This window comes from Novosphingobium sp. FSW06-99 (genome assembly GCF_001519065.1).
GTDB lineage: Bacteria > Pseudomonadota > Alphaproteobacteria > Sphingomonadales > Sphingomonadaceae > Novosphingobium.
In genome coordinates, this window is sequence record NZ_KQ954252.1 from 428,049 (window position 1) to 451,170 (window position 23,122).

The 23,122-nt window shown below is 64.2% G+C and carries 22 protein-coding genes and 1 riboswitch; of the genes, 13 read left to right on the plus strand and 9 right to left on the minus strand.

The window, feature by feature from the left end; all coding sequences use genetic code 11:
* Positions 1–114: 114 nt before the first annotated feature.
* The gene (locus AQZ49_RS04500; protein ID WP_369819071.1) at positions 115–684 is read right to left on the minus strand and encodes a rhodanese-like domain-containing protein; all 570 of its coding nucleotides are present in this window, start codon (positions 682–684) and stop codon (positions 115–117) included.
* Between the two features lie 58 nt (positions 685–742).
* On the opposite strand from AQZ49_RS04500, the gene AQZ49_RS04505 reads away from it, so the two are divergent.
* Together AQZ49_RS04505 and AQZ49_RS04510 are read left to right on the plus strand one after the other, a co-directional pair.
* Positions 743–1,510 (plus strand): quinoprotein dehydrogenase-associated SoxYZ-like carrier, encoded by a 768-nt coding sequence (locus AQZ49_RS04505; RefSeq protein WP_067613323.1) that lies wholly within the window; start codon positions 743–745, stop codon positions 1,508–1,510.
* The gene (locus AQZ49_RS04510) at positions 1,507–2,517 is read left to right on the plus strand and encodes a quinoprotein relay system zinc metallohydrolase 1 (RefSeq protein ID WP_067613325.1); all 1,011 of its coding nucleotides are present in this window, start codon (positions 1,507–1,509) and stop codon (positions 2,515–2,517) included. The genes AQZ49_RS04505 and AQZ49_RS04510 overlap by 4 nt, the downstream gene beginning before the upstream one ends.
* Here AQZ49_RS04510 and AQZ49_RS04515 read toward each other — a convergent pair.
* Genes AQZ49_RS04515 through AQZ49_RS04525 form a run of 3 tightly spaced genes read right to left on the minus strand, consistent with a single transcriptional unit; the run spans position 2,507 to position 4,626 of the window.
* Positions 2,507–3,475 (minus strand): gluzincin family metallopeptidase, encoded by a 969-nt coding sequence (locus AQZ49_RS04515; protein ID WP_067613327.1) that lies wholly within the window; start codon positions 3,473–3,475, stop codon positions 2,507–2,509. The genes AQZ49_RS04510 and AQZ49_RS04515 overlap by 11 nt on opposite strands.
* Positions 3,476–3,513: 38 nt before the next feature.
* A complete protein-coding gene (locus tag AQZ49_RS04520; protein WP_067613329.1) occupies positions 3,514–4,233 on the minus strand; it encodes a cytochrome c biogenesis CcdA family protein in 720 nt (239 codons plus the stop codon).
* Between the two features lie 6 nt (positions 4,234–4,239).
* Positions 4,240–4,626: a thioredoxin family protein gene (locus tag AQZ49_RS04525; RefSeq protein WP_067613331.1), complete on the minus strand. Its 387-nt coding sequence runs from the start codon at positions 4,624–4,626 to the stop codon at positions 4,240–4,242.
* Between the two features lie 142 nt (positions 4,627–4,768).
* On the opposite strand from AQZ49_RS04525, the gene AQZ49_RS04530 reads away from it, so the two are divergent.
* From AQZ49_RS04530 to cobO, 9 genes are all read left to right on the plus strand, one after another.
* Positions 4,769–5,308: a sigma-70 family RNA polymerase sigma factor gene (locus AQZ49_RS04530; RefSeq protein WP_067613333.1), complete on the plus strand. Its 540-nt coding sequence runs from the start codon at positions 4,769–4,771 to the stop codon at positions 5,306–5,308.
* Positions 5,305–5,946 carry a DUF1109 domain-containing protein gene (locus AQZ49_RS04535; RefSeq protein ID WP_067613335.1) on the plus strand — a complete coding sequence of 214 codons (642 nt, stop codon included), beginning with the start codon at positions 5,305–5,307 and terminating at the stop codon, positions 5,944–5,946. The genes AQZ49_RS04530 and AQZ49_RS04535 overlap by 4 nt, the downstream gene beginning before the upstream one ends.
* Positions 5,947–6,032: 86 nt before the next feature.
* Positions 6,033–6,314, plus strand: a complete 282-nt coding sequence (locus AQZ49_RS04540; RefSeq protein WP_067613337.1) for a BufA2 family periplasmic bufferin-type metallophore — start codon at positions 6,033–6,035, stop codon at positions 6,312–6,314.
* A gap of 133 nt (positions 6,315–6,447) precedes the next feature.
* Positions 6,448–7,329 carry an MNIO family bufferin maturase gene (locus AQZ49_RS04545; RefSeq protein WP_067613339.1) on the plus strand — a complete coding sequence of 294 codons (882 nt, stop codon included), beginning with the start codon at positions 6,448–6,450 and terminating at the stop codon, positions 7,327–7,329.
* Positions 7,326–8,075: an HvfC/BufC family peptide modification chaperone gene (locus AQZ49_RS04550; RefSeq protein ID WP_067613341.1), complete on the plus strand. Its 750-nt coding sequence runs from the start codon at positions 7,326–7,328 to the stop codon at positions 8,073–8,075. The genes AQZ49_RS04545 and AQZ49_RS04550 overlap by 4 nt, the downstream gene beginning before the upstream one ends.
* A 96-nt stretch (positions 8,076–8,171) precedes the next feature.
* Complete coding sequence (locus tag AQZ49_RS04555) at positions 8,172–9,071, plus strand: LysR family transcriptional regulator (RefSeq protein WP_067613343.1); 900 nt, start codon at positions 8,172–8,174, stop codon at positions 9,069–9,071.
* A 161-nt stretch (positions 9,072–9,232) separates the two neighbouring features.
* Positions 9,233–10,345: an NADH:flavin oxidoreductase gene (locus AQZ49_RS04560; protein WP_067613345.1), complete on the plus strand. Its 1,113-nt coding sequence runs from the start codon at positions 9,233–9,235 to the stop codon at positions 10,343–10,345.
* A 33-nt stretch (positions 10,346–10,378) separates the two neighbouring features.
* A riboswitch (cobalamin riboswitch) is annotated at positions 10,379–10,605 on the plus strand.
* A 261-nt stretch (positions 10,606–10,866) separates the two neighbouring features.
* Positions 10,867–11,439 carry a hypothetical protein gene (locus tag AQZ49_RS04565; protein WP_156428128.1) on the plus strand — a complete coding sequence of 191 codons (573 nt, stop codon included), beginning with the start codon at positions 10,867–10,869 and terminating at the stop codon, positions 11,437–11,439.
* Positions 11,436–12,068, plus strand: coding sequence for a cob(I)yrinic acid a,c-diamide adenosyltransferase (gene cobO, locus AQZ49_RS04570; RefSeq protein ID WP_067613349.1), 633 nt, complete (start codon positions 11,436–11,438; stop codon positions 12,066–12,068). The genes AQZ49_RS04565 and cobO overlap by 4 nt, the downstream gene beginning before the upstream one ends.
* A gap of 61 nt (positions 12,069–12,129) precedes the next feature.
* Here cobO and AQZ49_RS04575 read toward each other — a convergent pair whose 3' ends face one another.
* Together AQZ49_RS04575 and AQZ49_RS04580 are read right to left on the minus strand one after the other, a co-directional pair.
* On the minus strand, positions 12,130–13,068 hold the full coding sequence (locus tag AQZ49_RS04575; RefSeq protein ID WP_067613351.1) for an AraC family transcriptional regulator: 939 nt from the start codon (positions 13,066–13,068) through the stop codon (positions 12,130–12,132).
* Positions 13,069–13,250: 182 nt separating this feature from the next.
* Complete coding sequence (locus tag AQZ49_RS04580) at positions 13,251–16,079, minus strand: ATP-binding protein (RefSeq protein ID WP_067613353.1); 2,829 nt, start codon at positions 16,077–16,079, stop codon at positions 13,251–13,253.
* Positions 16,080–16,685: 606 nt separating this feature from the next.
* Here AQZ49_RS04580 and AQZ49_RS04585 point away from each other — a divergent pair.
* Entirely contained in the window at positions 16,686–17,582 is an 897-nt protein-coding gene (locus AQZ49_RS04585) for an AraC family transcriptional regulator (protein WP_067613355.1), read from the plus strand.
* A gap of 86 nt (positions 17,583–17,668) precedes the next feature.
* Here the strand turns inward: AQZ49_RS04585 and AQZ49_RS04590 are convergent, their stop codons facing one another.
* The 3 genes from AQZ49_RS04590 to AQZ49_RS04600 form a co-directional block, all read right to left on the minus strand.
* Positions 17,669–18,364 carry an OmpW/AlkL family protein gene (locus tag AQZ49_RS04590; RefSeq protein ID WP_197410918.1) on the minus strand — a complete coding sequence of 232 codons (696 nt, stop codon included), beginning with the start codon at positions 18,362–18,364 and terminating at the stop codon, positions 17,669–17,671.
* Positions 18,365–18,390: 26 nt separating this feature from the next.
* A complete protein-coding gene (locus tag AQZ49_RS04595; RefSeq protein WP_067613540.1) occupies positions 18,391–19,299 on the minus strand; it encodes a hypothetical protein in 909 nt (302 codons plus the stop codon).
* A gap of 75 nt (positions 19,300–19,374) precedes the next feature.
* On the minus strand, positions 19,375–20,337 hold the full coding sequence (locus tag AQZ49_RS04600) for a 3-hydroxyacyl-CoA dehydrogenase NAD-binding domain-containing protein (RefSeq protein ID WP_067613359.1): 963 nt from the start codon (positions 20,335–20,337) through the stop codon (positions 19,375–19,377).
* A 618-nt stretch (positions 20,338–20,955) separates the two neighbouring features.
* Between AQZ49_RS04600 and AQZ49_RS04605 the strand changes: the two genes are divergently transcribed.
* Positions 20,956–23,106, plus strand: a complete 2,151-nt coding sequence (locus AQZ49_RS04605) for a TonB-dependent receptor (protein WP_067613361.1) — start codon at positions 20,956–20,958, stop codon at positions 23,104–23,106.
* The last annotated feature ends 16 nt before the right edge of the window (positions 23,107–23,122 follow it).

Sequence of the window (23,122 nt, forward strand, 5' to 3'; positions counted from 1 at the left end):
GGGCTGCGAACGGCCGCTTTTTGCGCTTCCGGTGCTCACGTACTGAAGTACGCTGCGCGCCGGTTCTCAAAATCAGCCATTCTCGTTCCACCCTGAGCCAAATCCCCACACACCCTAGGCGGCTTCAGGAACCAGTTCGGCCAGCGCGCGTCCGGCATCGTGCCACCCGTCGATCCCTTCGGCCAGCCAGAAAACGCCGGGCAATCCGGCGCGCGCCAGACGGCGCGCGGCGTTCCAGCTCATCCAGCAATCGGCGCGGCAGAACACCGCGATCGGCCACGCGGGATGATCCTGGCGCCAACGCGCGGTATGGCGCAGCAAGGGCTGCCACAACGCCGGATCGACCGGCGCGCGCCCGGTTTCGGGAAACCACAGCGCGCCGGGGATCGACTGGTGCGCCTCGGCCAGCCGCCATTGCCCGCTGTGCGCATCGCGCAAGGCGCCCTCGGCGGGCAGGACATCGATAAACAGCCCCTGCGACCCGAGCATCAGCGCCTCGGCCAGCGCGATGCGGCGCGCCGGGTCGGGCAAGCGGTCGACCACGCTGCGATAGCGCGCACAGCGATAGCCCTCGGCATCGAACAGCGCTTCGTCGGCGCAGGCGGTCGTCGCACCGGCGAGAGACAGCCCGGCATGGAGCAGCATCGTCCGCCGGGTCAGCCGATGGGTGCGCAACGCGGTCATATGTCCTCCCTTTGGCCAATGTCGCACGCCCGGCGGTCGCGATATATTGGCTGTTGGTATGAGAGGATTGATGGCAGGCACCGCGCTGATCGCGCTGATGACGGGCGCGGCCCATGCTGCCCCTGCGCCCGACCCCCTGCAATCGCCAATGTGGGACATGCAGGCAGAACGGCTGTTCGGCCACGATCGGGTGGTGTTCGATCCGCGCGTGCATATTGCCGTGCCGATGCTGGCGGAAAACCAGCATGTCTTTCCGGTGACGCTCGATGCGCGTGCCTTGCCCGATGTGCGGCGGATCGTCGTGCTGGTCGATCTCGATCCGATCCCGGTCCCGGTTGATTTCGTGCCCGGCAAGGCCGCGCCCTGGCTTGGCTTGCGTATCAAGCTCGATCAGCGCACCCCGGTGCGGGTGGCGGCGCAGACTGCCGATGGCACCTGGCATGTGGCCGGGCTGTGGGTCGATGCCGCAGGCGGCGGCTGTTCGGCCCCTCCGGCCAGCCGGGCCCATGGCGACTGGGCGGTGCATCTGGGCGAAGTGCGCGGCGCGGTCTGGCACGGCACCGACGGCGGCGGAGCGGCAGTCACCCGGCTGCGCTTTTCGGTTCGCCACCCGATGGATACCGGGCTGGTCGACACGATCCCCGCCTACAATCTGGAAACCGTGCGGGTGACGGCCGGCGGCGAGACGATGGCGCAGATGACGGTATCGGGGTCGATGTCGGAAGATCCGGCGTTTACCCTGCTGTTGCCCGCAGGCGAAACGCGGCCGATCACGATTGCCATGCGCGACAGCAACGGGCGCGAATTTACCGGGCGCCTGCCATGAACCGGCTGACCCGGCGCGGCGCGCTTGCCATGCTGGGGGCCTCTGCGCTGGCGGTGCCGGTGCACGCCGAACGCTTTGCCGGGCACTATCGGCCTCAGGCCGAACCCCTGGCCGAGGGCGTGTGGCTGGTGCGCGGCAGCGACGCGCCGATTGCCTTTGAAAACGGCGGGGCGATCGCCAACAGCGTGATCCTGGCGACCGCCGACGGGCCGATCCTGTTCGATTGCGGCCCGTCGCAAGCCTATGCCCAGGCGCTGTCTGCGCTGGCGCAAGGCCTGACCGGCAAGCCGCCGGTGCTGGTGCTGATCAGCCACTTGCACCCCGATCATGCGCTCGGCGCCTCGGCGTTCGATCCGGCGATCGTGGCCGCGCTGCCCGGCACGATTGCCGAGATCGAACGCGATGGCCCCGGCATGTCCGACGCAATGTTCCGCATTCTGGCCGACTGGATGCGCGAGACCCAACTGGTCATCCCGGCGCGGCGGCTGGCGCCCGGCGAGCTGTCGGTCGGTGGGCGCGCGCTGACGCTGCTGGCGATGAACGGGCACAGCGGCTGTGATCTGGTGGTGCGCGACCATGCCAGCGGTATCGTGCTGGCGGGCGATCTGGTGTTTCACGATCGCGCCCCGGCCACGCCCGATGCCGACCTGGCGGCCTGGCGCGGGGCGCTCGACCGGCTGGCGGCGATCCCGCGCACGCTGCTGGTGCCGGGCCATGGCCCGGTCGATCGCGACGGCAGCGCGATTGCCCAGACGCGCGACTGGCTGGCCTGGCTCGATGCTGCGTTGCGCGATGCGGCCGGGCGGGGCCTGGACATGACCGAGGCGGGTGACATGCCCATCCCGCCGCGTTTTGCCCGCATGGCCGCCGCGCGATACGAACTGCAACGCAGTGTCAGCCATTTCTATCCGGCGATCGAGGCCAGCGTGCTGCCGCGCATTGATCAGCCCGAGGGCGGATCACAGCCAAACGGCGGCCGAACCGGCAATCGGCCGATCACAAAGTGATCGACCGCCGCAATCCGGCCAGCGCGGCGCGATCATCAAACATGATGTGCCCCTCGCCATCGTCGGCAATGCCCAGGTCGGCAAACACCGATGCCAGATCGACCGTCATCCGCGATGTCGCAAAGCGGTGATAGAGCCTGCCAAGCGTGTCTGATCCCAGCGCGGCATCGCCGGTTGCCATCAGCAATTCGGGATCCCAGTTCGCCACGTTCCCGCCACTTGCCCGGTTGATGTGCCGCAGTGCGTCACGCAGCGAGCGCGTGCCAGCGCTGTCGCGGTAGATCGCGATTTCCGCCTGGAGCCAGAAAATGGCGCCACCCCAATAGAGCCGACCCCAGGCATTCGTGCCATCCATGCCGGCGTCGGTCGCCTGCGGCAGGCCCCTTGGCAAGCCGTCAATTGCCTCGCGCCAGACGTCGGCTGCCGGCAATTGCCCGGCCAGCGCCCGCGCAATCGGCTCGACATAGGTGGCATTGCCTTCCTGCAGCCACAGCGCGCGACGCGGCAGGTCGGGCATCGCCGTATGCACCATCTCGTGCACCAAGACCCAATCGCGGTCGAATGCGTCGCTGCCGGCATCCAGACCCACGCCGATGCGCGTTGCCGCGCCGTCATAGCCGAATGTCGTGGCGTGCCCGACGCGGCTGCCCGGTTCCGCCACGATCAGGATCGCGTAATTGCGCACCGGAAAGCGGCCATAATAGGCGGTGACAGCCAATGCCGCGCGGCGAACCCAGCGCAAGATCGCCAATCGGGCGGACTCTGTAAAACGATCGGCAAAGACCACCGCGATCGATCCGCCGCCGATGGTGATCGTCTGCCGCTGCCTGTTGCGCAGCGCCGCGTACATCGTGTCTGGATCGCTGTAATCCATCGCCTGGCTGGTTCCCAGAGTACCGGCCGTCACGGCGGTCGCGCACAGGCCAAACAGCACGGCGCGTCGGTTCGCTGCACGCATTGCGTACCCCTGTAAGTCAGAACACGGCGTGTTCCCGATCAATAGCGTGTGGTGAGTGCGGTTAGCGAATCCGAGCTGACATCCTCGATTTTCGTCTCAAGCCAGTGATCTCCGCCAGTGATCACCAGCACGCCGATCGCGATCATGACCATGCCGAGCGCAGCCTTGGCGGTCCGCCCTGCGCGCAGCAGGTCGGTGCGCCACCTGGCCAGCGCCGCCCGCGCGCCATAGGCCAGGATCGTCAGCACGCTGGCCACGCCCAGCGCAAACGCGAACATCACCCCGGCCGCCGAAACCAGGCTGCGTCCCTCGGTCGCGAGCACCACAGCCGCCCCCAGGGTCGGTCCGACGCATGGGCTCCAGACCAGGCCCAGCAGCAGGCCGGTGCCGAATTGCCCGGCAACCCCTCTGGTCTGCAAGGCGCCCTGGCGTTGTCCGGCCCAGGCCACGAGCGGGGCGGCCAGGTGCGCCAGCACCGCCTGCAGGCGGGCAATTGCCAGGACCGCCCCGGCGCAGATCAGCAGAACGGCGCCAAGCAGCGCAAAGCTGCGATTGTCGATGCCCAGGCTTGCCCCCACCGTCGCCGCAAACATGCCGACAGCGGTAAAGCCCGACACCAGTCCGGCAGCCAGCACCAGCGGACCGAAACGCCCTCGCTGCGCCGCGCTGCCCATCACGATCGGAACCAGCGGAAGCACGCAAGGCGACAGGATCGTCAACGCTCCGGCCACAAAGGCCAGTAGGGGATTGAGCACCATGGCCGATCAGCGCACGGCTGCGGCGAGCGCATGATGGATCACGCCTTCGTCGGTGTTGAAGTTGACCCGGTCGACTTCGGTGCCGCCCTTGAATGCGATCAGCGTGCCCTGCTTGATGACATGGAGCGCCTGCCAATCGGCCTTCTGGGTGTCGTAATCGATGCGGAAAATATGCAGGTGGTCATAGGCCCGGTCGGCGGTCAGCTTCTTCAGGGTGCCTTGCTGAGAGCGGCAGATCGGGCACCACGATGCAAAGACATCGACCAGTATGGCTTCATGGTTGGCCTGCGCGGTGTGGAACGCGGCGGGGGTGAACGGGGTCTCCTGCGCGGCAAGTGCGGGTGAGGCGAGCAGGCTGAGCGAAACGGCCAGAATGGAGAGTGGGCGGCGCATGGCGTGTCCTTTGGCAGCGGTGTGTGCTCTCCAAGTTCGGCCAGGCGGCGCGGTTGGTTACACGTCGCGGCGGCCTTTTCAAAAAATCGTCCGGCCGCTGTAACTTTTGGCGCCCCTCGCACGAAACACGATCAGAGGGCGCATGCGGGCGAGCGAAGTTCAATTGAGGGCATGGATGATTGCCGGGCTTGCCGGCGATGCGCATGCGCATGCCCGTTTGCTGCGCGACTTGCTTCCTGTGCTGAGGCGTTTTTTTCGCCGGCGCATGGCTGGCCGCGACGATGAAATCGAGGATCTCGTGCAGGAAGTGCTGATTGCCGTCCATTCCCGTCGCGCCACCTGGGATCCCGCGCGCCCGTTCACCGCGTGGCTGTTTGCCATCGCGCGCTACAAGATGATCGATCATTTTCGCCAGCATCGCAGCCACTGTTCGATCGAGGATGTTCAGGACATTCTCGCGGTCGAAGGCTATGTCGAGGCCTTGAGCGCGCGCGCCGACATGGGCCGGTTGCTGGCGATGATCCCGGCCAAGCAGGCACAGGCCATTCGCGCCACCCGGATCGAAGGCCTGACTACCGCCGAAGCCGCCGCACGCGCGGGGATCGGCGAAGCCGATGTCAAAGTGTCGGTCCATCGCGGGCTGAAGGCACTGGCCCGGCGCGTGAAGGACAGCATCCAGTGAAGGCCGAAGAGCTGATCATCGCGCTGGCGCAGGATGTGCCGCCCGTTGCGCCCAACTGGTTGGGCAGGCGGCTGGTCGCGGGCCTCATGCTGGGCGGCGGCGGAACGCTGGCGCTGGTGGGGATGGGCCTTGGCGTCCGGCCCGATCTGATGATCGCCATGCATGGTCCGGCATTCTGGATAAAGGGGATATACACCGCCTCGCTCGGGGTGGGCGCGCTGGCCGTGACGGCACGGCTGGCACGGCCCGATCCGGGGCGCATGGGGCGGGTGTGGATGCTGGCGTTGCCGGTGCTGGGGCTGGCGACGATCGGCCTTGGCCAGATGATCATGGCCCCGCGTGCGCAATGGCTGTCGATGTGGCTGGGGCACAGCGCGCGGGTTTGCTCGGCCCTGGTGGTCCTGCTGGCGGTGCCGATCTTTGGCGGGCTGCTGTGGTCCTTTCGGTGGCTGGCGCCGACGCGGTTGCGTGCGGCAGGCGCGATGGCAGGTTTTTGCGCCGGCGCATGGAGCGCGACGCTTTATTGCCTGCACTGTCCCGAAGTTTCAGCCATCTTCGTGCTTGCCTGGTACACGCTGGGCATCGTTGTGGCGGCGGGTCTTGGCGCCCTTGTCGGCCCCCGTCTGTTGCGGTGGTAGGAAAATTTCTGCGCCGGTGTGTAACCGGTACGGGTCTCAAATCGAATGGGTAAATGCCGCTTGGGCACATTATCCAGGAGATTTCCATGACCACCACCACCACCCAGATGGGCGCGCGTTTTGGCTTTGCCGCTGCTGCTGCCCTCGTTGCGATGGCCGCCGTCGGCGCCAGCGCCCCGGCCTATGCCAAGAGCCACGAAGCCAAAGTCGCCCCCTGCTATGGCGTCAACGCGTGCAAGGGCCAGTCCGACTGCAAGAGCGGCAACCATGACTGCAAGGGCCAGAACAGCTGCAAGGGCCAGGGTTTCAAAGCGGAATCCAAGGGCGCCTGCAAGGCGGATGGCGGCAGCCTGACCCCTCCGGCCTGATCGTCCCGCTTTCCCGGCCAGACGCCCCCTAGTCTGTCTCACGGCCGGGACACCTGGCGGACCGCCCCCGTTTCCCCTCATGCCCGCATGGGGGCGGTCCGCTCTTTCCAAACTATCGGGATAGCCCACGATCATGGCACACCGTCAATTTCCGGCCCCCTGCGCAGAGGCGCGCTTTGGCCTTGGCCTGCGCAAACCGCACTATGCCGAGGTGTTGGCAGGCGGCGCGCCGCTCGATTTCGTCGAGGTGATCTCGGAAAACTTCATGGTTCCGGGCGGACGTCCGCGCGATACCTTGCGCCGGGTCCGGGCGCTGCATCCAGTGGCGCTGCATGGCGTATCGATGTCGCTGGGATCGGCCGACGGGCTCGATCGCGATTACCTCGGGCGCCTGAAATCGCTGGTCGACGAAATCGAACCCGCGTTCGTTTCCGATCATCTGTCGTGGACGCGCGCGGGATTGGGGCATGACGGCATGCAGAGCCACGACCTGTTGCCCCTGCCATACACGCAGGAAGCGCTGGACGTGGTGTGCGCCAACATCAGCCATGCGCAGGACGTGCTTGGCCGCACCATGCTGGTCGAAAATCCGTCGAGCTATGTCGGGTTTGCCGCGAGCGACATGACCGAGTGGGAATTTCTGGACGCGATCACCCGCCGCACCGGTTGCGACCTGCTGCTCGACGTGAACAACATCTTTGTCAGCGCAACCAACCACGGTTGGGACGCGCAAGCCTATCTCGAAGGCCTGCCGCTGCATCGTGTGCGCCAGATCCATCTGGCCGGTCACACACAGCGCACGATCGACGGGCGCGGACTGCTGGTCGATACCCATGATCAACCCGTGCCCGATGGCGTCTGGGCGCTCTATGTGGCGACGATGGACCGGCTGGCGGCCGCCGGGGCAAAGCCCTGGGTGATGATCGAGCGCGACGACAATATCCCGCCGCTTGGCGAATTGCTGGATGAACTGGCACTGGCGCGCAGCCTGGCCGACGCAAGGATCATGGCATGAGCCTTTCCACCCTGCAGAAGGATTTTTGCGCCTGGCTGCGCGAGGACGACACCGTCGTTGCCGCGCGCCTTGGCCTGGCGGATTCGCGCGGCCTGCCAGTCTATCAGAACAATTACCGTGGCGCGCTGATGGCGTGCCTGTCCGAAGTTCTGTCCCACACTGGGCTGTGGCTGGGGGACCAGGAATTCGCCGCCGCCGCCGCGCATTATATCGACGCGCACCCGCCAGTCAGTTGGACGCTGGATGCCTATCCCGAAGGGTTCCCGGCCTTTCTGGGCGAATTCTATCCCAATGATCCCGAAGTGCGGGAATTGGCCTCGCTCGAATGGCACTTGTCGGAATGTTTTGTGGCGCCAGATGCCGAGGCGCTCGACCTTGCCGGTGCTGGTGCGATCGATTGGGAATCCGCCGTGCTGCAAGTGGTGCCTTCGGCCAAGGTCATGACGCTGATCAGCAATGCGGCAGAAATCTGGTCGGCACTGGCAGCGGGCGAAACCCCGCCTGCCGCGATCACCGCCACCCGGCCCAGATCGCTGGTGCTATGGCGCCGGGCGTTCACATGCCACTATCGCTATCTGGACGACCAGGAAGTCGATGTGTTTGCGCAAATGGCTGCGGGCCTGGGATTTTCCGAATTGTGTCAACACCTGGTGGACCAGCATGGGTTTGACGCAGGGATCGCCGCCGCTGGCGGTTTTCTGGCGCGTTGGGCCGGTGAAGGGCTGCTCGTCGTGCCGTCCCCATGACAGTGTCGAAGATGCGATAGACGCCGATCCGGTCGTTGCCGGCGTCTGCCGGAAGACGAGCTTGTCGACAAAAAATATATCACTTACCGTTATAATATGGACATCGCCGACGTTGACCTGTTTCGCGCCATTGTATCGGCTGGCAGCCTGTCGGCCGCTGCCCGGCATTTGCACACGACACCGATGCTGGTCAGTCGCAGGCTGGCGGGCCTCGAAGCGGAACTGGGCGCGCGCCTGTTCCACCGCACGACGCGCTCGCTGTCGCTTACGCCCGAGGGAGAGGCCTTTCTGCCGCATGCCGCCGCTTTGATCGAGGCGCGCGACTGCGCGTTGGACTCGGTCGCGTCGGGTGCGTCGGGCCTTGCGGGCGTGTTGAAGATCACGGCGCCCAACGTTATCGGCCATTCGGTGGTGGTCCCGGTCGTGGCCGAACTGATCGCCGGCAATCCGGCGCTGCGCGTCGATCTGACGCTGAGCGACGGTTTTCTGGACATTGCGACGGCAGGTATCGATGTGGCGGTCCGCGTGGCGGTGATGAAGCCGTCGGACATGATCGCCACGCGGGTGGCCGACAATCCGTTTACACTATGCGCGTCGCCCGCCTACATCGCACGCTCTGGCGTGCCTGCCACCTCCCAAGATCTGGCCGGTCATCCGTGCATCAGACTTCACGCCCTGGACACCTGGTCCTTCCTGCGCGACGGAGAGGCGCACCGCGTCCGGATTGCCGGGCCACTGGCGGCCAACACCGTCGATGCGGTTCGCGCGGCCTGCATGGCGGGCGTCGGCATCGCCATGTTGACGTATTGGGACGTGCACGATCAATTCGAAAGCGGGGAACTGACGCGGATCGTGCTGGCCGACGTCGAACCGGTCGAAGTCGGGATATGGGCGGTGTTCCTGGCGCGTACGCACATGCCCGCGCGGGTGAGAGCGTTTATTGATGCCTTGCGCGACAAGTTGCAGACCAGAGCACCGCCTGCGCCCGAGGCATAGCCCCGCTCGGCGCTCATATTATAACGAAATTCGATATATTGCTTATCGGCGAGCCTGTCTTCTGCATCGCCACCCTGACCGCTAGATCCGGATCAGCAAGTCAGCAATCGCGCAACTGTCAGGCGATTGGCTGAATTTCACGCTTGTTGGAGGTCAGGACAATGAATATCGACACATCCGCGCTTTTTTCGCCGATCGTTATAAACGGCTGTACCGTAAAAAACCGCATCGCCGTTGCGCCGATGACTCGCATTTCAGCAACCGAAGACGGCCGTGCTACACAAACCATGGCCCGCTATTACGAACGTTTTTCGCGCGGCGGTTTCGGCGCGGTGATTACCGAAGGTATTTACACCGATCAGGCCTATGCCCAGGGCTATGTTCATCAGTCGGGGGTGACCGATGCGGTGCAAGCCAGTGCCTGGCAACCGGCGGTCAACGGGATCAGGGCCCATGGTGCCCTGGCCATTGCCCAAATGATGCACGCCGGTGCGATCAGCCAGGGCAATCGCTTTCGCGATGGTGCGGTGGGCCCGTCTGCCGTTCAGCCAAAGGGCGAACAGATGGCGTTCTATCACGGCAAGGACCGTTATGCCTTGCCCGCCGCGATGACCGAAACGCAGATCGCCGATGCCATCGAAGGCATTGCCGCATCGGCCGGACGTGCGATCGAGGTGGCCGGGTTTGATGCCATCGAAATCCATGGCGCCAATGGCTATCTCCTCGACCAGTTTCTGACCGATTATACCAACAGGCGGTCGGATCGGTGGGGCGGCTCCACGACGAACCGCATGCGCATGATCCTTGAAACGCTTAAAGCGGTGCGCGCGCGCGTCGGCGCCGGGGTGCCGGTTGGCGTGCGTATTTCGCAAGGCAAAGTGAACGACTACTACCACAAGTGGGCGGATGCCGAGCGCGATGCGGAAGTGGTATTCGGCAGCCTGGCGCAGGGCGGTGCGGACTTTATCCATGTAACCGAATTCGAAGCGTGGCAGCCGGCCTTTGCAGCGGGTGGCCCATCTTTGATGCGCCTTGCCAGGCGCCATGCCCCCGGTACGGCGATCCTGGCCAATGGCGGTCTGCATTCGATCGCACAGGCCGTTGCGGCACTTGATGATGGCGCCGACATCATCACCATCGCACGCGGGGCGCTGGCCAATCCCGATTTGCCGCAACGCCTGCACGATGGCCGTCCTCTCGCCGACTTCGATCCGTCAATCCTGGGGCCGATTGCCGACATCAAGCCATCCGAACTGGTCGGCCAGGCCGCGTGATCGCATGTCTTGCGCGGCATCCGATGGTTGCCTATTGCTGGTGGCGCAAAGGGTGCCCGCAAGGGCTTAATCGGGAAGTTTGCTGGCCGTCGCGATGAATCGGCATCGATTCGCGCGGCGCGCCCGACCAACACTGCTCCCGCAACTGTGACCGGGGATGCGCCTCGCCATTATGCCATTGGGGATTTTTCCCCGAGAAGGCGGCGATCAGCGTGATGATCCGGGAAGTCAGGAAACCGGCCTTTTGCGGTCGTTCCTTCGTCCGGGCGGGATGTACCGGATGAACGAGGTCTGCCTGTGCCACGGCGCCCCTTGGGGGTGATGTGCAACAGGTGCCCCTTGGCGGACGACATCAAGCATGTCGGTGACGCAAAGGAGAGCAGCGATGGTCGGTATCAGGTAAATTGTGCGGCGTGGCGGTTGCCACCAGTTACACCTGTGCCCTTCGCATTTCCGGGCGCCAACATGGTTGCATCGTTCTGTTTCGAAACAGACTCTAACCAACCTTGAAGGATCGTTCGATGACCAGACAAGACCGAATTGATGGTGCCGTTCTTGCCGCGCTGGCGACCGTGATGGTGGTTACCCGCAGCCATTCGCTGAGCCAGGCCGTGCATGTGCCCGATACCAGTTGGGCGAGCTTTTTCGTGGCGGGCTATTACGTGCGTTCGCGGCTGGCGTTCCCGGCGCTGTTCCTGCTGGGGTTTGGCATCGATCTCGTCATGATCAACCACTTCGGCACGTCGAATTTCTGCTTTACACCGGCCTATGCGATGCTGATCCCCGCCTATGGGACGATGTGGCTGGCGGGACGGTTTGCCCATGCGCGACTGGCCCCTGCGCCATCGTCGATCCCGGCGCTGTTCGCGCTGGTCTGTGGCGCCACGCTGGGGGCCGAAGTCCTGTCGAGCGGGGGCTTCTATTTCCTCGGCGGACGGTTTCCCGACCCGACATTGGCGGGTTTCCTGCCCCGTCTGGCCCGCTATTTTCCGTTCACCCTGATGGCGACGCTGATCTGGACCGGGGTGGCCGCCGCCATGCATGGCCTCGTCGTGGCAACGCGTGCGGCACAGCGTAACCGGGCACGCGGATGAGCGAAACGGCAAACCCGCCCGCCAGCGGCACCGCGGACGAGGCGGAGCGTCATCGCACCCGCACCCGCAAGCACAAGGCGGTGGTCGATGCCAAGATCGCGGCCGCAACGATCGACAAGGGGCTGCTGCTGGTGATCACCGGCAACGGCAAGGGCAAATCGTCGAGCGCGTTCGGCATGGTCGCGCGCATGCTCGGCTATGGTCGGCGCGCGGCGGTGTTCCAGTTCATCAAAGGCAGCGACGATATCGGCGAGCGGGCGTTCTTTGCGCGCCAGGACGGGTGCAGTTGGAACATCTGCGGCGAAGGCTTCACCTGGGAAACGCAGAACCGCGAACGCGACATCGCGGCCGCACGCGCGGGCTGGGCAAAGGCCAGGGCGGCGCTGGCCGATCCAGCGATCGCGCTGGTGGTGCTCGATGAACTGACCTACCTCGTGACGTATCGCTATCTGGACCTCGACGAGATCATGCCCGCAATCCTCGCCCGTCCGCCAATGCAGCACGTGGTCATCACCGGACGGTCGGCGCATCAGGCGCTGATCGATGCGGCAGACACCGTCAGCAGCGTGCAGGACGTCAAACACGCCTTTCGCGCCGGTGTTCGCGCGCAGGAAGGCATCGATCGCTGAAGGCCAGCCCCGCTGCCGGTCGGCCCACCGGCCGCGGGGCTGGACCGTCCGGCAAGTCGCGCTACGGCGAGGGACTGATCGGGAGATGGGTCGTGCGGCCATGGCTGCGACGCCAGGCTGCCGGTGTTTCGCCCGTCGCCTGCGAGAAAGCGCGGGAAAAGTGGCTGGGGTCCGAAAAGCCGCAGGCCTTCGAAATCTCTGCCAACGGCCCGTCGGATAGCCTGAGCGCCGCTTTTGCGGCCTCGATCCGGCGTTCAAGCAGCCAGCGATGGGGTGGTCGACCGGTCGCCGCACGAAAGGCGCGCGCAAAATGGCTGGGTGAAATGCCACACAGCCCGGCGACTTCCGCCAGCGAGACCGCCTCGCCCAGGTTCGCCTCAAAGAACGCCTTGGCGCGCTTTTCCTGCCACGGCGCAAGGCCGCCTACGCTTGCCTGGCGCGGGTCCCGAGGCGGCCCGGCATAGGCATGGGTCAGATGGGCATGAATCGCGAGCGCCAGTTGATCGAGCAAGAGCTGATCAACTGGCGATTGACGCCTGACCAGTTCGGCGCCGACCGATGCCAGGGAATGGAGCACCGGATCACCGGCACCATGGTCGGGTCGACGCAGCCCTTCCGGTGTCCTGCCGAATGCGCTGTCCGACAATTCATCGATGGTCGCTTTGGCGATGTACAGCCGCAGAAAATCGCAGGCAGACCGGTAACGCGCGATCGGCCCGTTTTCCAGATGGCCGATGACCACGCCGCCAGCGGGCATCGGCGGAACATGGTGCTCACGGCCATTGAGCCACAACTGCATTTCGGTGACCGGCTGCAGCATGACATGGATGGTATAGGCATCCTCTGCGCGCGGCGCCTTGGTCGGCTCGCGCTGGGGGCGATCGCTCTTCAGGCGGCTGAAGGTGATCGGGGGGGACTTGCCGAGCGTTGAAACCAGGGTCGGTGCGGACAGGCCAAATCGCTCGCTGATCTCTTGTTCGAGGGACGCTTTGGGTTTCATCGGGGGATCCTGGCACAGGCGCCTTGCGCCCGGTCTGCAGGCGAAGCGCGTTGGCGAGGATGGTAAGGGAATTGCCGCACGGTAAATTGGAGAATCCGATCACAATGTGATGCGCTGGTACACGCCGTTTGCGCGCCTCGGCGGTGGGGCGTACGCATGCCGCATCATGCCCGTGCCGGCGATCAGGGCGTCTGCAACTGGTCGAGCAGGGCCGATGCACGCCGCAGCTCGCCGGTCTGGAACCCTTCGGAAAAGCGGTCGAGCGTCGCCTGCAGCATTGCGCCTGCCGCAGCGACGCGATCCTGGCGGCGCCACAGACCGGCCAGACTCGTCGCCGCGCGCAATTCCCACGAAAGCGCACCCTGCTGGCGCGCCACGGCTCTTGCGCGTTCGAAGTACCGTTCGGCTTTTGCGTCGGCGTCATGCCCGCCCGCCTGCCCATAGTGTTCGCCGCGCAGACGCAGGATTTCGGCGTTGCACCACCCGCACAAGTCCTGATCGGCCTTCGCGGCAAGTGGTTCGGTCACGTGGCGCGGATCGATCGTTGCCAGCAGCATCCGCTGCATCTCGCTGACCGGCTCGACGATGGTGAAAGTGCGCGCATGGCCGGTTTGCGGTGTCGCCCGGCGGTGTTCAAGCGCCGATGCGAACCCGTCGCCCAGCCGTTCCCACCGCCCGAGCGTGTAGCGGCGACCATAAGTCAGCAGTTGGTCGGTGTAGCGGCCGGCCAGATCCTCGTCTCCCGACCAGAACGCGATCGGGCATGCCCCCATCGCCAGGGTAAACGTCATCGACAAAGGCCCGTCCCGACCGGCCATGGTCATTGCCTCGGCACTCAACGCGATCGCCTGGTCGACCCATCCTTCGATCCACAGCGACCGCGCCATGAATATCCGCATGGTAACCTGGCGATCGATCGTGGCGGGAATATAGATCAGCGGGATGGTCTTGGCCGGATGACGGATCACCCGCTCTGCAATCGATCGCGACCTGGGGAAATCGCCCGTGAAATGATTCACTTGTGCTTCGGTGCGGTCGATCGCCAGGCGGCCAAGCGGATGGATCGACTGGCGCATGCTGTGGCCCAGTCGAACCACGTCGTTCAGCGCGGCACCATGGTCACCGCGTTCGATGTTGTAGACGGCGCGGGCGAGGAGCGGTTCGATCTTGAACTTGCTCTCGCCGACGATCGGGCACAGCGCATCAACCCGGTCGAACAGTGCCTGCAACGCGGCCTGATCGGACGAGGAGTTGAGTGAAAATTGCACCAGTGCGGTGACCAGCCGGAGCTGGGCAACCGGCGATTGATCACCCGTGAAGAAAGCGAGCGCCGTTTCGGCCCTGATCTTGAATTCGTCGATGAGCGAAAGCTGAAACGTGAACGGCAGCGAACCGGTAATCAGTTGCGCGCCCATCTCCACATCGCCATCGGCGCCGAACGACCAGTCGAGCGCGGCGCGCACGTCATCGATCGCATAGCCATGCACATCGAGCCATTGCTGGCGGTTCATCGTCTCCCACTGCGCTTCGGCGCCAATCAGGAGATCGCGAAAATGGCCCGCATGACGACGGTGCATGCAAGCGGATTCGCCGCTTTCGGCCAGTTTCTCGGCGGCATAGATGCGCGTGATGTGCAGCAACCGGTACAACACCCGGGTGCCGCCGGTGTCGGTGTTGACCATAGATTTGGCGGTCAACAAGGCGATCGCGTCGAGCACATCGTCAGTCGGCAGCGCATTGTCGGCGATCACTGCGACAGCGGATTCCAGCGAAAACCAGCCGCGAAAGACCGAAAAGCGCCGAAACACCATCTGTTCCGGGAGCGAAAGCAGATCATGGCTCCAGTCGAGCGCGCCGCGGATCGATTGCTGGCGCGGTTGCGCGCTGCGACTTCCGCGCGCGCCCAGCATCTGCCGTTCGCCAAGCGAGGTGGCCAGGGCATTGATGCCGAACAGATCGACCCGGGCGGCAATGAGTTCGATCGCCAGCGGCAGCCCGTCCAGCCGTCGGCAGATGTCGGTGACTGCAGGCACTTCATTGTCGCCGAACTGGAAACTGTCGGCGCTTTTTGCCGCCCGATCGACGAACAACCTGACGGCCGGATAGTCAAGTGCCGTCGCGGCATCGAGGATCGCGTCGGCGGCCGGTGTCTCCAGCGGCTGCAGGCGAACGACCGATTCCATGCTGATCCGCAACGGTTCACGGCTGGTCGCCAGGACTTGTACGCCGGTCGCGCGCTCGATCAGTTCGGTCACCAGCGAAGCGACCGCATCGATGACGTGTTCGCAATTGTCGAGCACGAGGAGCACATCCTGGTCCGCCAGGAATGCGACCAGATTGCGCACCGGATCGCGCGAGAGGACCGCGACATCGAGCGCAGAGGCAACCGCCGCAGGCAGCAGATCGGCGCTGCCGATCGTGGTGAGATCGACGAAACACAGGCGCCGTGGACGGTCTGCGACGGCATCGCCCACGGCCCGCGCCAACGCGCTTTTCCCCACACCGCCAGGGCCAACGATGGTGATCAGCCGGTGGCGGTCCAGCTCTGCAACGACCGTTGCCATGATCGGCGCCCGTCCCACCAGCGGGTTGGCGGATTCGGGCGGCGCGCGTGATAATGCCTGCTGTGGAGCCGGGACGTGGGCCGAACCGCCGGATACGACCGGGGCAGTAAAAATATAGCCGCGCCCCGCAACGTTCACCAGAAAGCCGGCACCGCCCAGACCATCGCTCAACAGCTTGCGCAGCGCTGCGATGTGGACACGCAGATTGCTCTCGTCAACGAAAGTGTAGGGCCACGCCGCCGCCAACAACTCGTTCTTGGTGAGGACTTCGCCAGATCGCCCGGCAAGCGCGATCAGGATGTCGAGTGCCCGTCCTCCGATCCGAACCCTGCGCCCATCCCTGAACAGGGTTTTGGCCCCGCATGACAGCTCGAACGGCCCAAAGCGCAGTGTATCCTGTGCATTCGAGGTTTTCTGGTCGGACACTTCACCCCTCAGCGTCGCCAATCAGCGGGCAACTTCCCCCATGCCCGGCCAATCGAAAGTCGTGGATGAGACTCAGATTTTCGGTAGCTATTGATATCGATAACGTATCGCATCAGCCGCGTTGTCGGCAACCGATTTGTGCGGTGCCTGCGTCAGGTTCTTAACAAGATTTACAGCGTACGAAAACCTTGTGGCCACGCGCCCTGGCCATGAACCCTATTGCCGCAAGCGTGTTGGCGCCAATCTCGCGTCGCGATATTGGCAGGCGCGGCGCGGGTGCCACCGGTCACGAAGATGCCGGAACAGGCGGGGCCCGGTGCGGCAGGGGTCTCCGGCAAAGGTATGCCTGGACCACTGGGCGCGATTCTGGCGTCCGATCTCACGCCATCGGCGCTGTTGGCCGGACGATCCAGGCACGGTCTGAAATACCGGGTCCCGGGATCGCGGCACGAAAATGTCGCGTTGGAACGGGGGATTGCCTCGCGCGGGGTCAGTTCGTGCGGATAAACGAGTTTTACAACGCTTAACTTACGCTTCGCCTGGCGTTGACCTAGAGTTGGTTGCGACGGGGGCCCATGGTTGCGGTGGAAATTCACGCGGCCAGTGCCTGATGCAAGGAGGGCAAAGATGAGCCGCGGCTATGCACAGACCCGATCATACCGGGATTTCTTCCGCATTCATGCGCCTCTGGCCGCGGTCGATCGCGCGGTTGACAGTGCCCCGCCGTTTGCCCGGTCAAATCGTGGTCTGGTGCTCAACATCGATACGGGTGCCGAGACACCCGGTGAAATGCGCATCGAGCTGGACACGCTGCCGGTGATCCCGTTCGCGGCGGCGACCAGGGGTCTGGTGAGTCTGGCCATGGATCCGGCAGCCTATGGAGACGATCAGGGCGTCGACCTGTTTCTTCCGCGCTCTGCGTTTGATCGCGTCGCCGACCACTATGGCGCGGCCCGGATCGCATCGCTTTCACTGCCCGTCGGGGCCGCTCGGGAAGATGTCGTGCTGGCGCATCTGGCGTCTTGCCTTGAACGGGCGCTCGAGCCGTCATCGGCATCCAGCACGGCGACGATCGATCAGGTCTCGCTCGCGCTCAACCTGCACCTTGCACAGCGCTATGGCGGCCTGAAGCCGCCACGGACGCCCGATCGTGGCGGGCTGGCGCCATGGCAGTTGCGGCTGGCCAGGAACGCCCTCGACCGGAACCTTGATGGCGGTGTGTCGCTGGATACCGTCGCCGATGCCTGCGGGCTGTCGGCAAGCCATTTTTCGCGCGCGTTCAGCCGCAGCACCGGCGTGGCCCCGCACCGCTGGTTGATGCAGCGACGGATCGAAATCGCCAAGGACATGATCATGGAGCGCGGCATGCCGCTGGCGCAGATTGCGCTTGCGTGCGGTTTTTCCGACCAGAGCCATTTTACACGCACGTTCGCGATGATGACCGGGTTTACGCCCAGACGTTGGCGGACGGCGCAGGACACATCGCCGGTTTGCCAGGCGATACCGGCGCAAGTCTACGCCTGATAGCAGGCCGCGCAAAGCGCTGTTCATACCGCCCGCCCCTCATCCCCGCCCGACCAACAATCATATCACCAGGTTATGGTGGCCGGTCAGAAATGATATGACGCACCGGCGGCCACGACCAGGGGATCGAGGCGGACCGCCGCACCGATCGGCACCGGCCCCAGATTGGCCGTGGCGTTGGTCCTGAGCGCAGCCTTTTTCGCGTCGATGGTCAGCGCGAAGTGCCGCGAAATCCGATATTCCGCGCCGATCTGGCCGACGACGCCGAAATGATCGTGCACATTCAACCGGGTTACCGCATCATCGTGATTGGCGAACACCAGCAACAGCGCCGGACCACCGCCAATATAGGGGCGGAACCGGCCGAGACCTGATAGATGGTAATGCGCGCTCGCGACCACCGGACCATAACGGATTTGCCCCAGCGTGCCGAGTGGTGCCAGCGTTCCGGCCGCCTGGACGCGCGCCAGCGGCGGAACCCCACCGGTCAGTGAAATGCCCAGGTTTCGCCACCGATACCCCAATTCGACAATCAGCGTGGTATCGGCAGCGATCGCAACCGTGCCGCCCGGTACAACCGTGCCCGCTTCCCTGACAGTGGCGCCCGCGCTGAATGACAGGTTTCCGGGGCCGAATTCGAGGGTGACGCCTGACGCCGCGTCCGGTTCGGTTGGCACCGGACCGCTCGCGTGCGCCGGCAATGGATCGGCCATCGCCGGAACGCCTGGCGCTGCCCCCGACAGGCATAGCGCCGGGGCGATCATGCGCCTGATCTGCCTCATCGCGGCGCCCCGACATGGCAACACCGTCATGCCGCGAGAATGGCTATGCCAGTCAGCGGCCCGTGCCCGGAGAAGATGACGGTCGCCTCGGCCGGGCGATCGAGATCGAGGGCATGCACATACCCGCCCAGATCGCTGACATAGGCGCGCCGGTTCCGCCGATCGATCGCCAGCCCGATACCTTCATGCAGGCCGCTGAACAGAATTTCGCGGGCGGGCGGAATGCCGGGCTGGATACGCGCCCGGTTGAGCGTGTTGCCTTCGGGCGGTGTGCCGCGGTCGGTCCAGTAAAGATGTCCGGTTTCGCCCACCCATTCCAGATCGATCGGTTCGGGCAGAGCGTCGAACAGCACGTCGATATCCTGCCGCGCGCCAGGCAGGACGCCCGGCGGCAGGTCGAGCGGCGCGCGCAGGATCCTGCCTTCGCCACCATCGGGGCGGCCCTTTTGCGTCCAGTACAGGTGTCCCGCCGCGGTATCGACGGCGACGCCGACGCAATGACGCCGCCGATCCTGTCGGTCCTGATCGCTTGCGCCGGTCTCGACGAGCACGGTCAGGTCTGACCCGTCGGGACGCGCGCGCATGACGCGCAACCCCTCGCGATCGCACCAGTAGAGCATGCGCAGCGACGGCACGTACTGGATCTGCTTTGGCGTGAAGGTTTGCCCGACCGGCACGATCGTGACGGGATTGCTGCCATCGAGATCCATGCGCCCGACCGAGCCATCGTTTGCAAAAAAATCCTCGCCCTCGTGCGATGTTCCCATCGAGGTCCAGAAAATGTACCGGTTGGCGGCGTCGATTGCGATGCCGTCGGGCACCAGCCCCAGGCCAGAGGCGAGCACCTGGATGTCATCGCCCTGCAGCGAGGTTGACAGCAGGCGTGACGGGGAACCGATGTTGAGCAGCAAGAGCCGGCCGGCAGCCTGAGCCATGGTGTTTTTCCCTTGTGATGGATTGCGGCCATTTTGCAGCACTGCGCGCGGCAAAGTCGAAAGGGCGCCAAACCGTCAGCTCTGCGAGGTGACTCCGCCAAGCCCGTTGATAACGGCAATCTCTTTCGCATCGCGCGTTTCCGCCAACGCCGAAAAGGCCTCGGTCCCGTAGGATCTGGCGACTTGCTCTGCCAGCAGTGCTTTGGTCGGCGCATCGAATGCGGCCTTGCCCAGCGTCGCCCAGGATTGTTCCAGCGGCGGGCCGAGATGGTCGATGAAATGGGTCAGCCCGCCCGGACCACCGCCAAGGTGAAAGCTGAGAAACGGCCCCGATGTCGCCCAGCGAATGCCAAGCGAACTGGTCACCACGTCATCGAGTTCATCAAGCGTCACGACGCCTTGTGCGACAAGATAGACAGACTCCTGAAATATCGCCGCCTGCAGGCGATTGGCGACAAAGCCGGAAATTTCCTTGCGCAGCACCAGCGCGACTTTGCCAATGTCCCGGTAAAAGGCGCGTGCACGGGCCGTGACGGTGTCGCTGGTCTGCGGTGAGGGGACCACTTCGAGCAATGGCATGAGATGGGGCGGATTGAACGGATGCCCGATCACCAGGCGCCCCGGATCGGCCATTTTCGCGGCCTGCACCGATGCCGGAATGGATGAGCTCGACGACAGCAAGAGCGCGTGGGCTGGTGCCGCCGCTTCGATCGCTTGCCAAAGTGCCTGCTTGAATTCAACGCGTTCGGGCGCGCATTCCTGCACGAAATCGGCCGCCGCAACGGCCAGGCGGTTGTCCTGTTCGAAGGACAGCCGCGTGCCGTATTCCTGGGCGGCATACCCAAGCGCCACCAGCGAATGCAGCGCCGCGTCGATTGTGGCGCCTGCCTTTGCGGCAATATCCGGATCAGGATCGCTGATGATGACCTTGAGCCCGTTCACCAGAAACAGGGCTGCCCAGGATGCGCCGATTACACCGCCACCGATGATTGCGACGGTTTTACCTGCGGGCGTATTATTTGATGTCACGCCAGTCATGTCAATCGCTCCATATAATATTACTTAAAAGGTGGGCGAATTTGTCGGAATTGTTTAAAGTAATACATGCTTATAGCGATATCTGATATGGGCGATCTTTTATTTTTGAGCCATCTTTGTGAAAAATATGCATATTTCACCCTCCGCGCGCCGGTCACGGGCGTCAAATCACAGTGGCCCGATCGGGGGCTGACGCCGGGATGGCGGCGTGGTGACCGGCCGTTCGGTCTGATCGGGATCGTGCAGGCGTGCTGATCAGCGCGCATTAGGATAACGATTCCGCAAGTTTCACCTGGCGGATCGGCGCGATTGTAGTTGCGTGATTTGGCGTGACAGCGGCGCGACCGATATGCTTGGCCGTGAATTCCATAAATATCTAAATATAAATGATAAAAAATCATATCTTGCGATTGGGCCGGGTGCGTCCCGGTCGCAGTCGCCATCGCTTTACCTGCCGACGACAGGTCGCCGCTTGACGCGCAATCGATTACGCATTAATTCATCCCCTGCGTCCCGGCAGCGGGAGGCTGTGTCGGGACCTGGCCTGCCTGGCACCGACGGAACGCTTTGTCGTGCCGTCGAACCAAGAGCCGTAAATGCCATGGAGGGGATCCAATCATGTTTCAGTCTGCAGCCCGCCTGTTTACAGGTGTTACGCTCGGCGCGGTCGCCTTGTCGCTTTTGCCGGGTGCGGCCCAGGCCGCGGCCGATCCATCGTCGCCGGTGCAGGCCGGGGCGGACGATGCGGCCCAGCCAGCGGAAATCGTCGTCACCGCCACCAAGCAGGGCAGCCAGACACTGATTTCCACGCCGCTGTCGATCCAGGCCTTTTCAGGCAAGGAGCTGGAATCCAGGCAGGTCAACACGATCACCGATCTGATCAACCTGATCCCCGGCGCGTCGCAGACCGGTACCACCGGCGGCGGCGAACAGGTCTATGCGTTCCGGGGCTCGGGCGCGGGCGGCACCGTCGGCGATGGCATGATCGGCTATTACCTCGACGATGCCGCCTATGGCATTCCCAACTTCCAGTTCGCGCCGCCGCTGCGCTATTTCGATCTCGATCGGGTCGAAGTGCTGCTGGGGCCGCAAGGCACGTTGTACGGATCGGGTTCGATGGGCGGGGTGATGATCTTTCACACCAAGGACCCCGATCTGCACAAGCTGACAATCGATGCGGAGGCCGGCATTTCGGGCACGCGCGGCGCCAGCGATCCCAACTATACGGTTTCGGGTGCGGTTTCCGTGCCGCTGATCCAGGACAAAGTCGCGCTGCGGGTCAGCGGCGGCTATGACTATCAGGCGGGCTTTGCCAACGTGTACAGCGGCGCGCCTGTCGGCACGCCCTACAAGTCCGATGCCAACGACATCAAGAACCGCGATATCCGCGCCACTTTGCTGATCGCGCCGGATGACCGGCTGACCATCAAGGTGGGCGTGTGGTATTTCCACATGACGCAGGACTATCTGTCAGTAATGGCCTCGCTCGATCCGGCCTATCTGGCCTATCAGGGCACCACGCCGGGGTATGACCGCACGCGGACGACCGACTGGTTCGGCACGATCAAATATGATTTCGGCCATGTCGAGATGACCAACGCGTCATCCTATCAGATTTCCGCGCTGGGCTGGTTGACCAATCTCGTCCTGCCGGGGCTGGGCAATGGCGGATTGTCGAATGCCGAGGCGGCGCATAATTTCACCAACGAATTGCGCTTCACGCTGAAAGACACCGGCAACTATCACCAGATTTTCGGGGCCTATTACCAGAACGCCTCATCGCCCTATGTCTACAACATCGCCTTTCCCACCCTGCAGATCGCGGGTGGCACCACGACGAAAACCCGCAACTATTCGTTCTTCAGCGAAGCAAGCTATGACTTGTTCGATGGCAAGCTAGTGCCGCTGGCGGGGATCCGCTATTTCCACGATGACCGATCGGCGTTTGATCCGACCGGCGCCTTTGTCAGCTCGGAAAGCCCCAGCGTGGTCACCTGGCGGGCCAATCTTGCCTATTATCCGATCAAGCACGTCACCGTGTTCGTCAATGTCGGCACCGGTTTCCGCAGCGGCATCCTGCAATCGGAGGCGCAGGCGCAGGCGGTCGTCAACGACGGCATTCCCTCGTCGACTGCACTCAAACCCGACCGCCTGCGCAATATCGAAGGCGGGGTGAAAGGATCGCTTGCGGATGGCTCGCTGCGCTTTGGCGCCAGCGTCTACAACATCCGCTATTCCGATCTGCAAAGCGCCTACAACACGTCGATCGGGCTGGCCGCCTTTGCCAATCTTGGCGACACCAGGACCACCGGGGTGGATGTCGAACTCGATTGGAAGACGCCGCTGCCCGGTCTGCATCTGGCCGCGGTGGGCAATGCCAACTCGTCGAAATTCACCGATGTCGTGCCTGCCTTTGCCGCAGCCAATCCGCTTGCCGCAGATGGCCAGCGGCTGTTCAGCACCCCGGCCTACAATTGGCGCCTCGATGCGTCCTATACCACCCGGCTGGGTGCGTCGGGGTGGAACCTGATTGCCGCCGGTTCGGGGTCGAAGACCGGCTCTACCCCGGTCCAGGCGACCGGGATCAGCGAACTGGGCAGTTATGGACTGGTCAATGCCAGTCTGACGCTGAGCAAGGGCGCCTATGAGGTGTCGGTGTTCGGGCAGAACATCGGGGATGAACGGGGCCCGACCGAAGCCAATGCCTCGACCCTGCTGGCCGGGCCCCACCCGCGCACGTTCGGCGCCAGGGTCCGGGTCCATTATTGAATGGGGTGGCGGAACG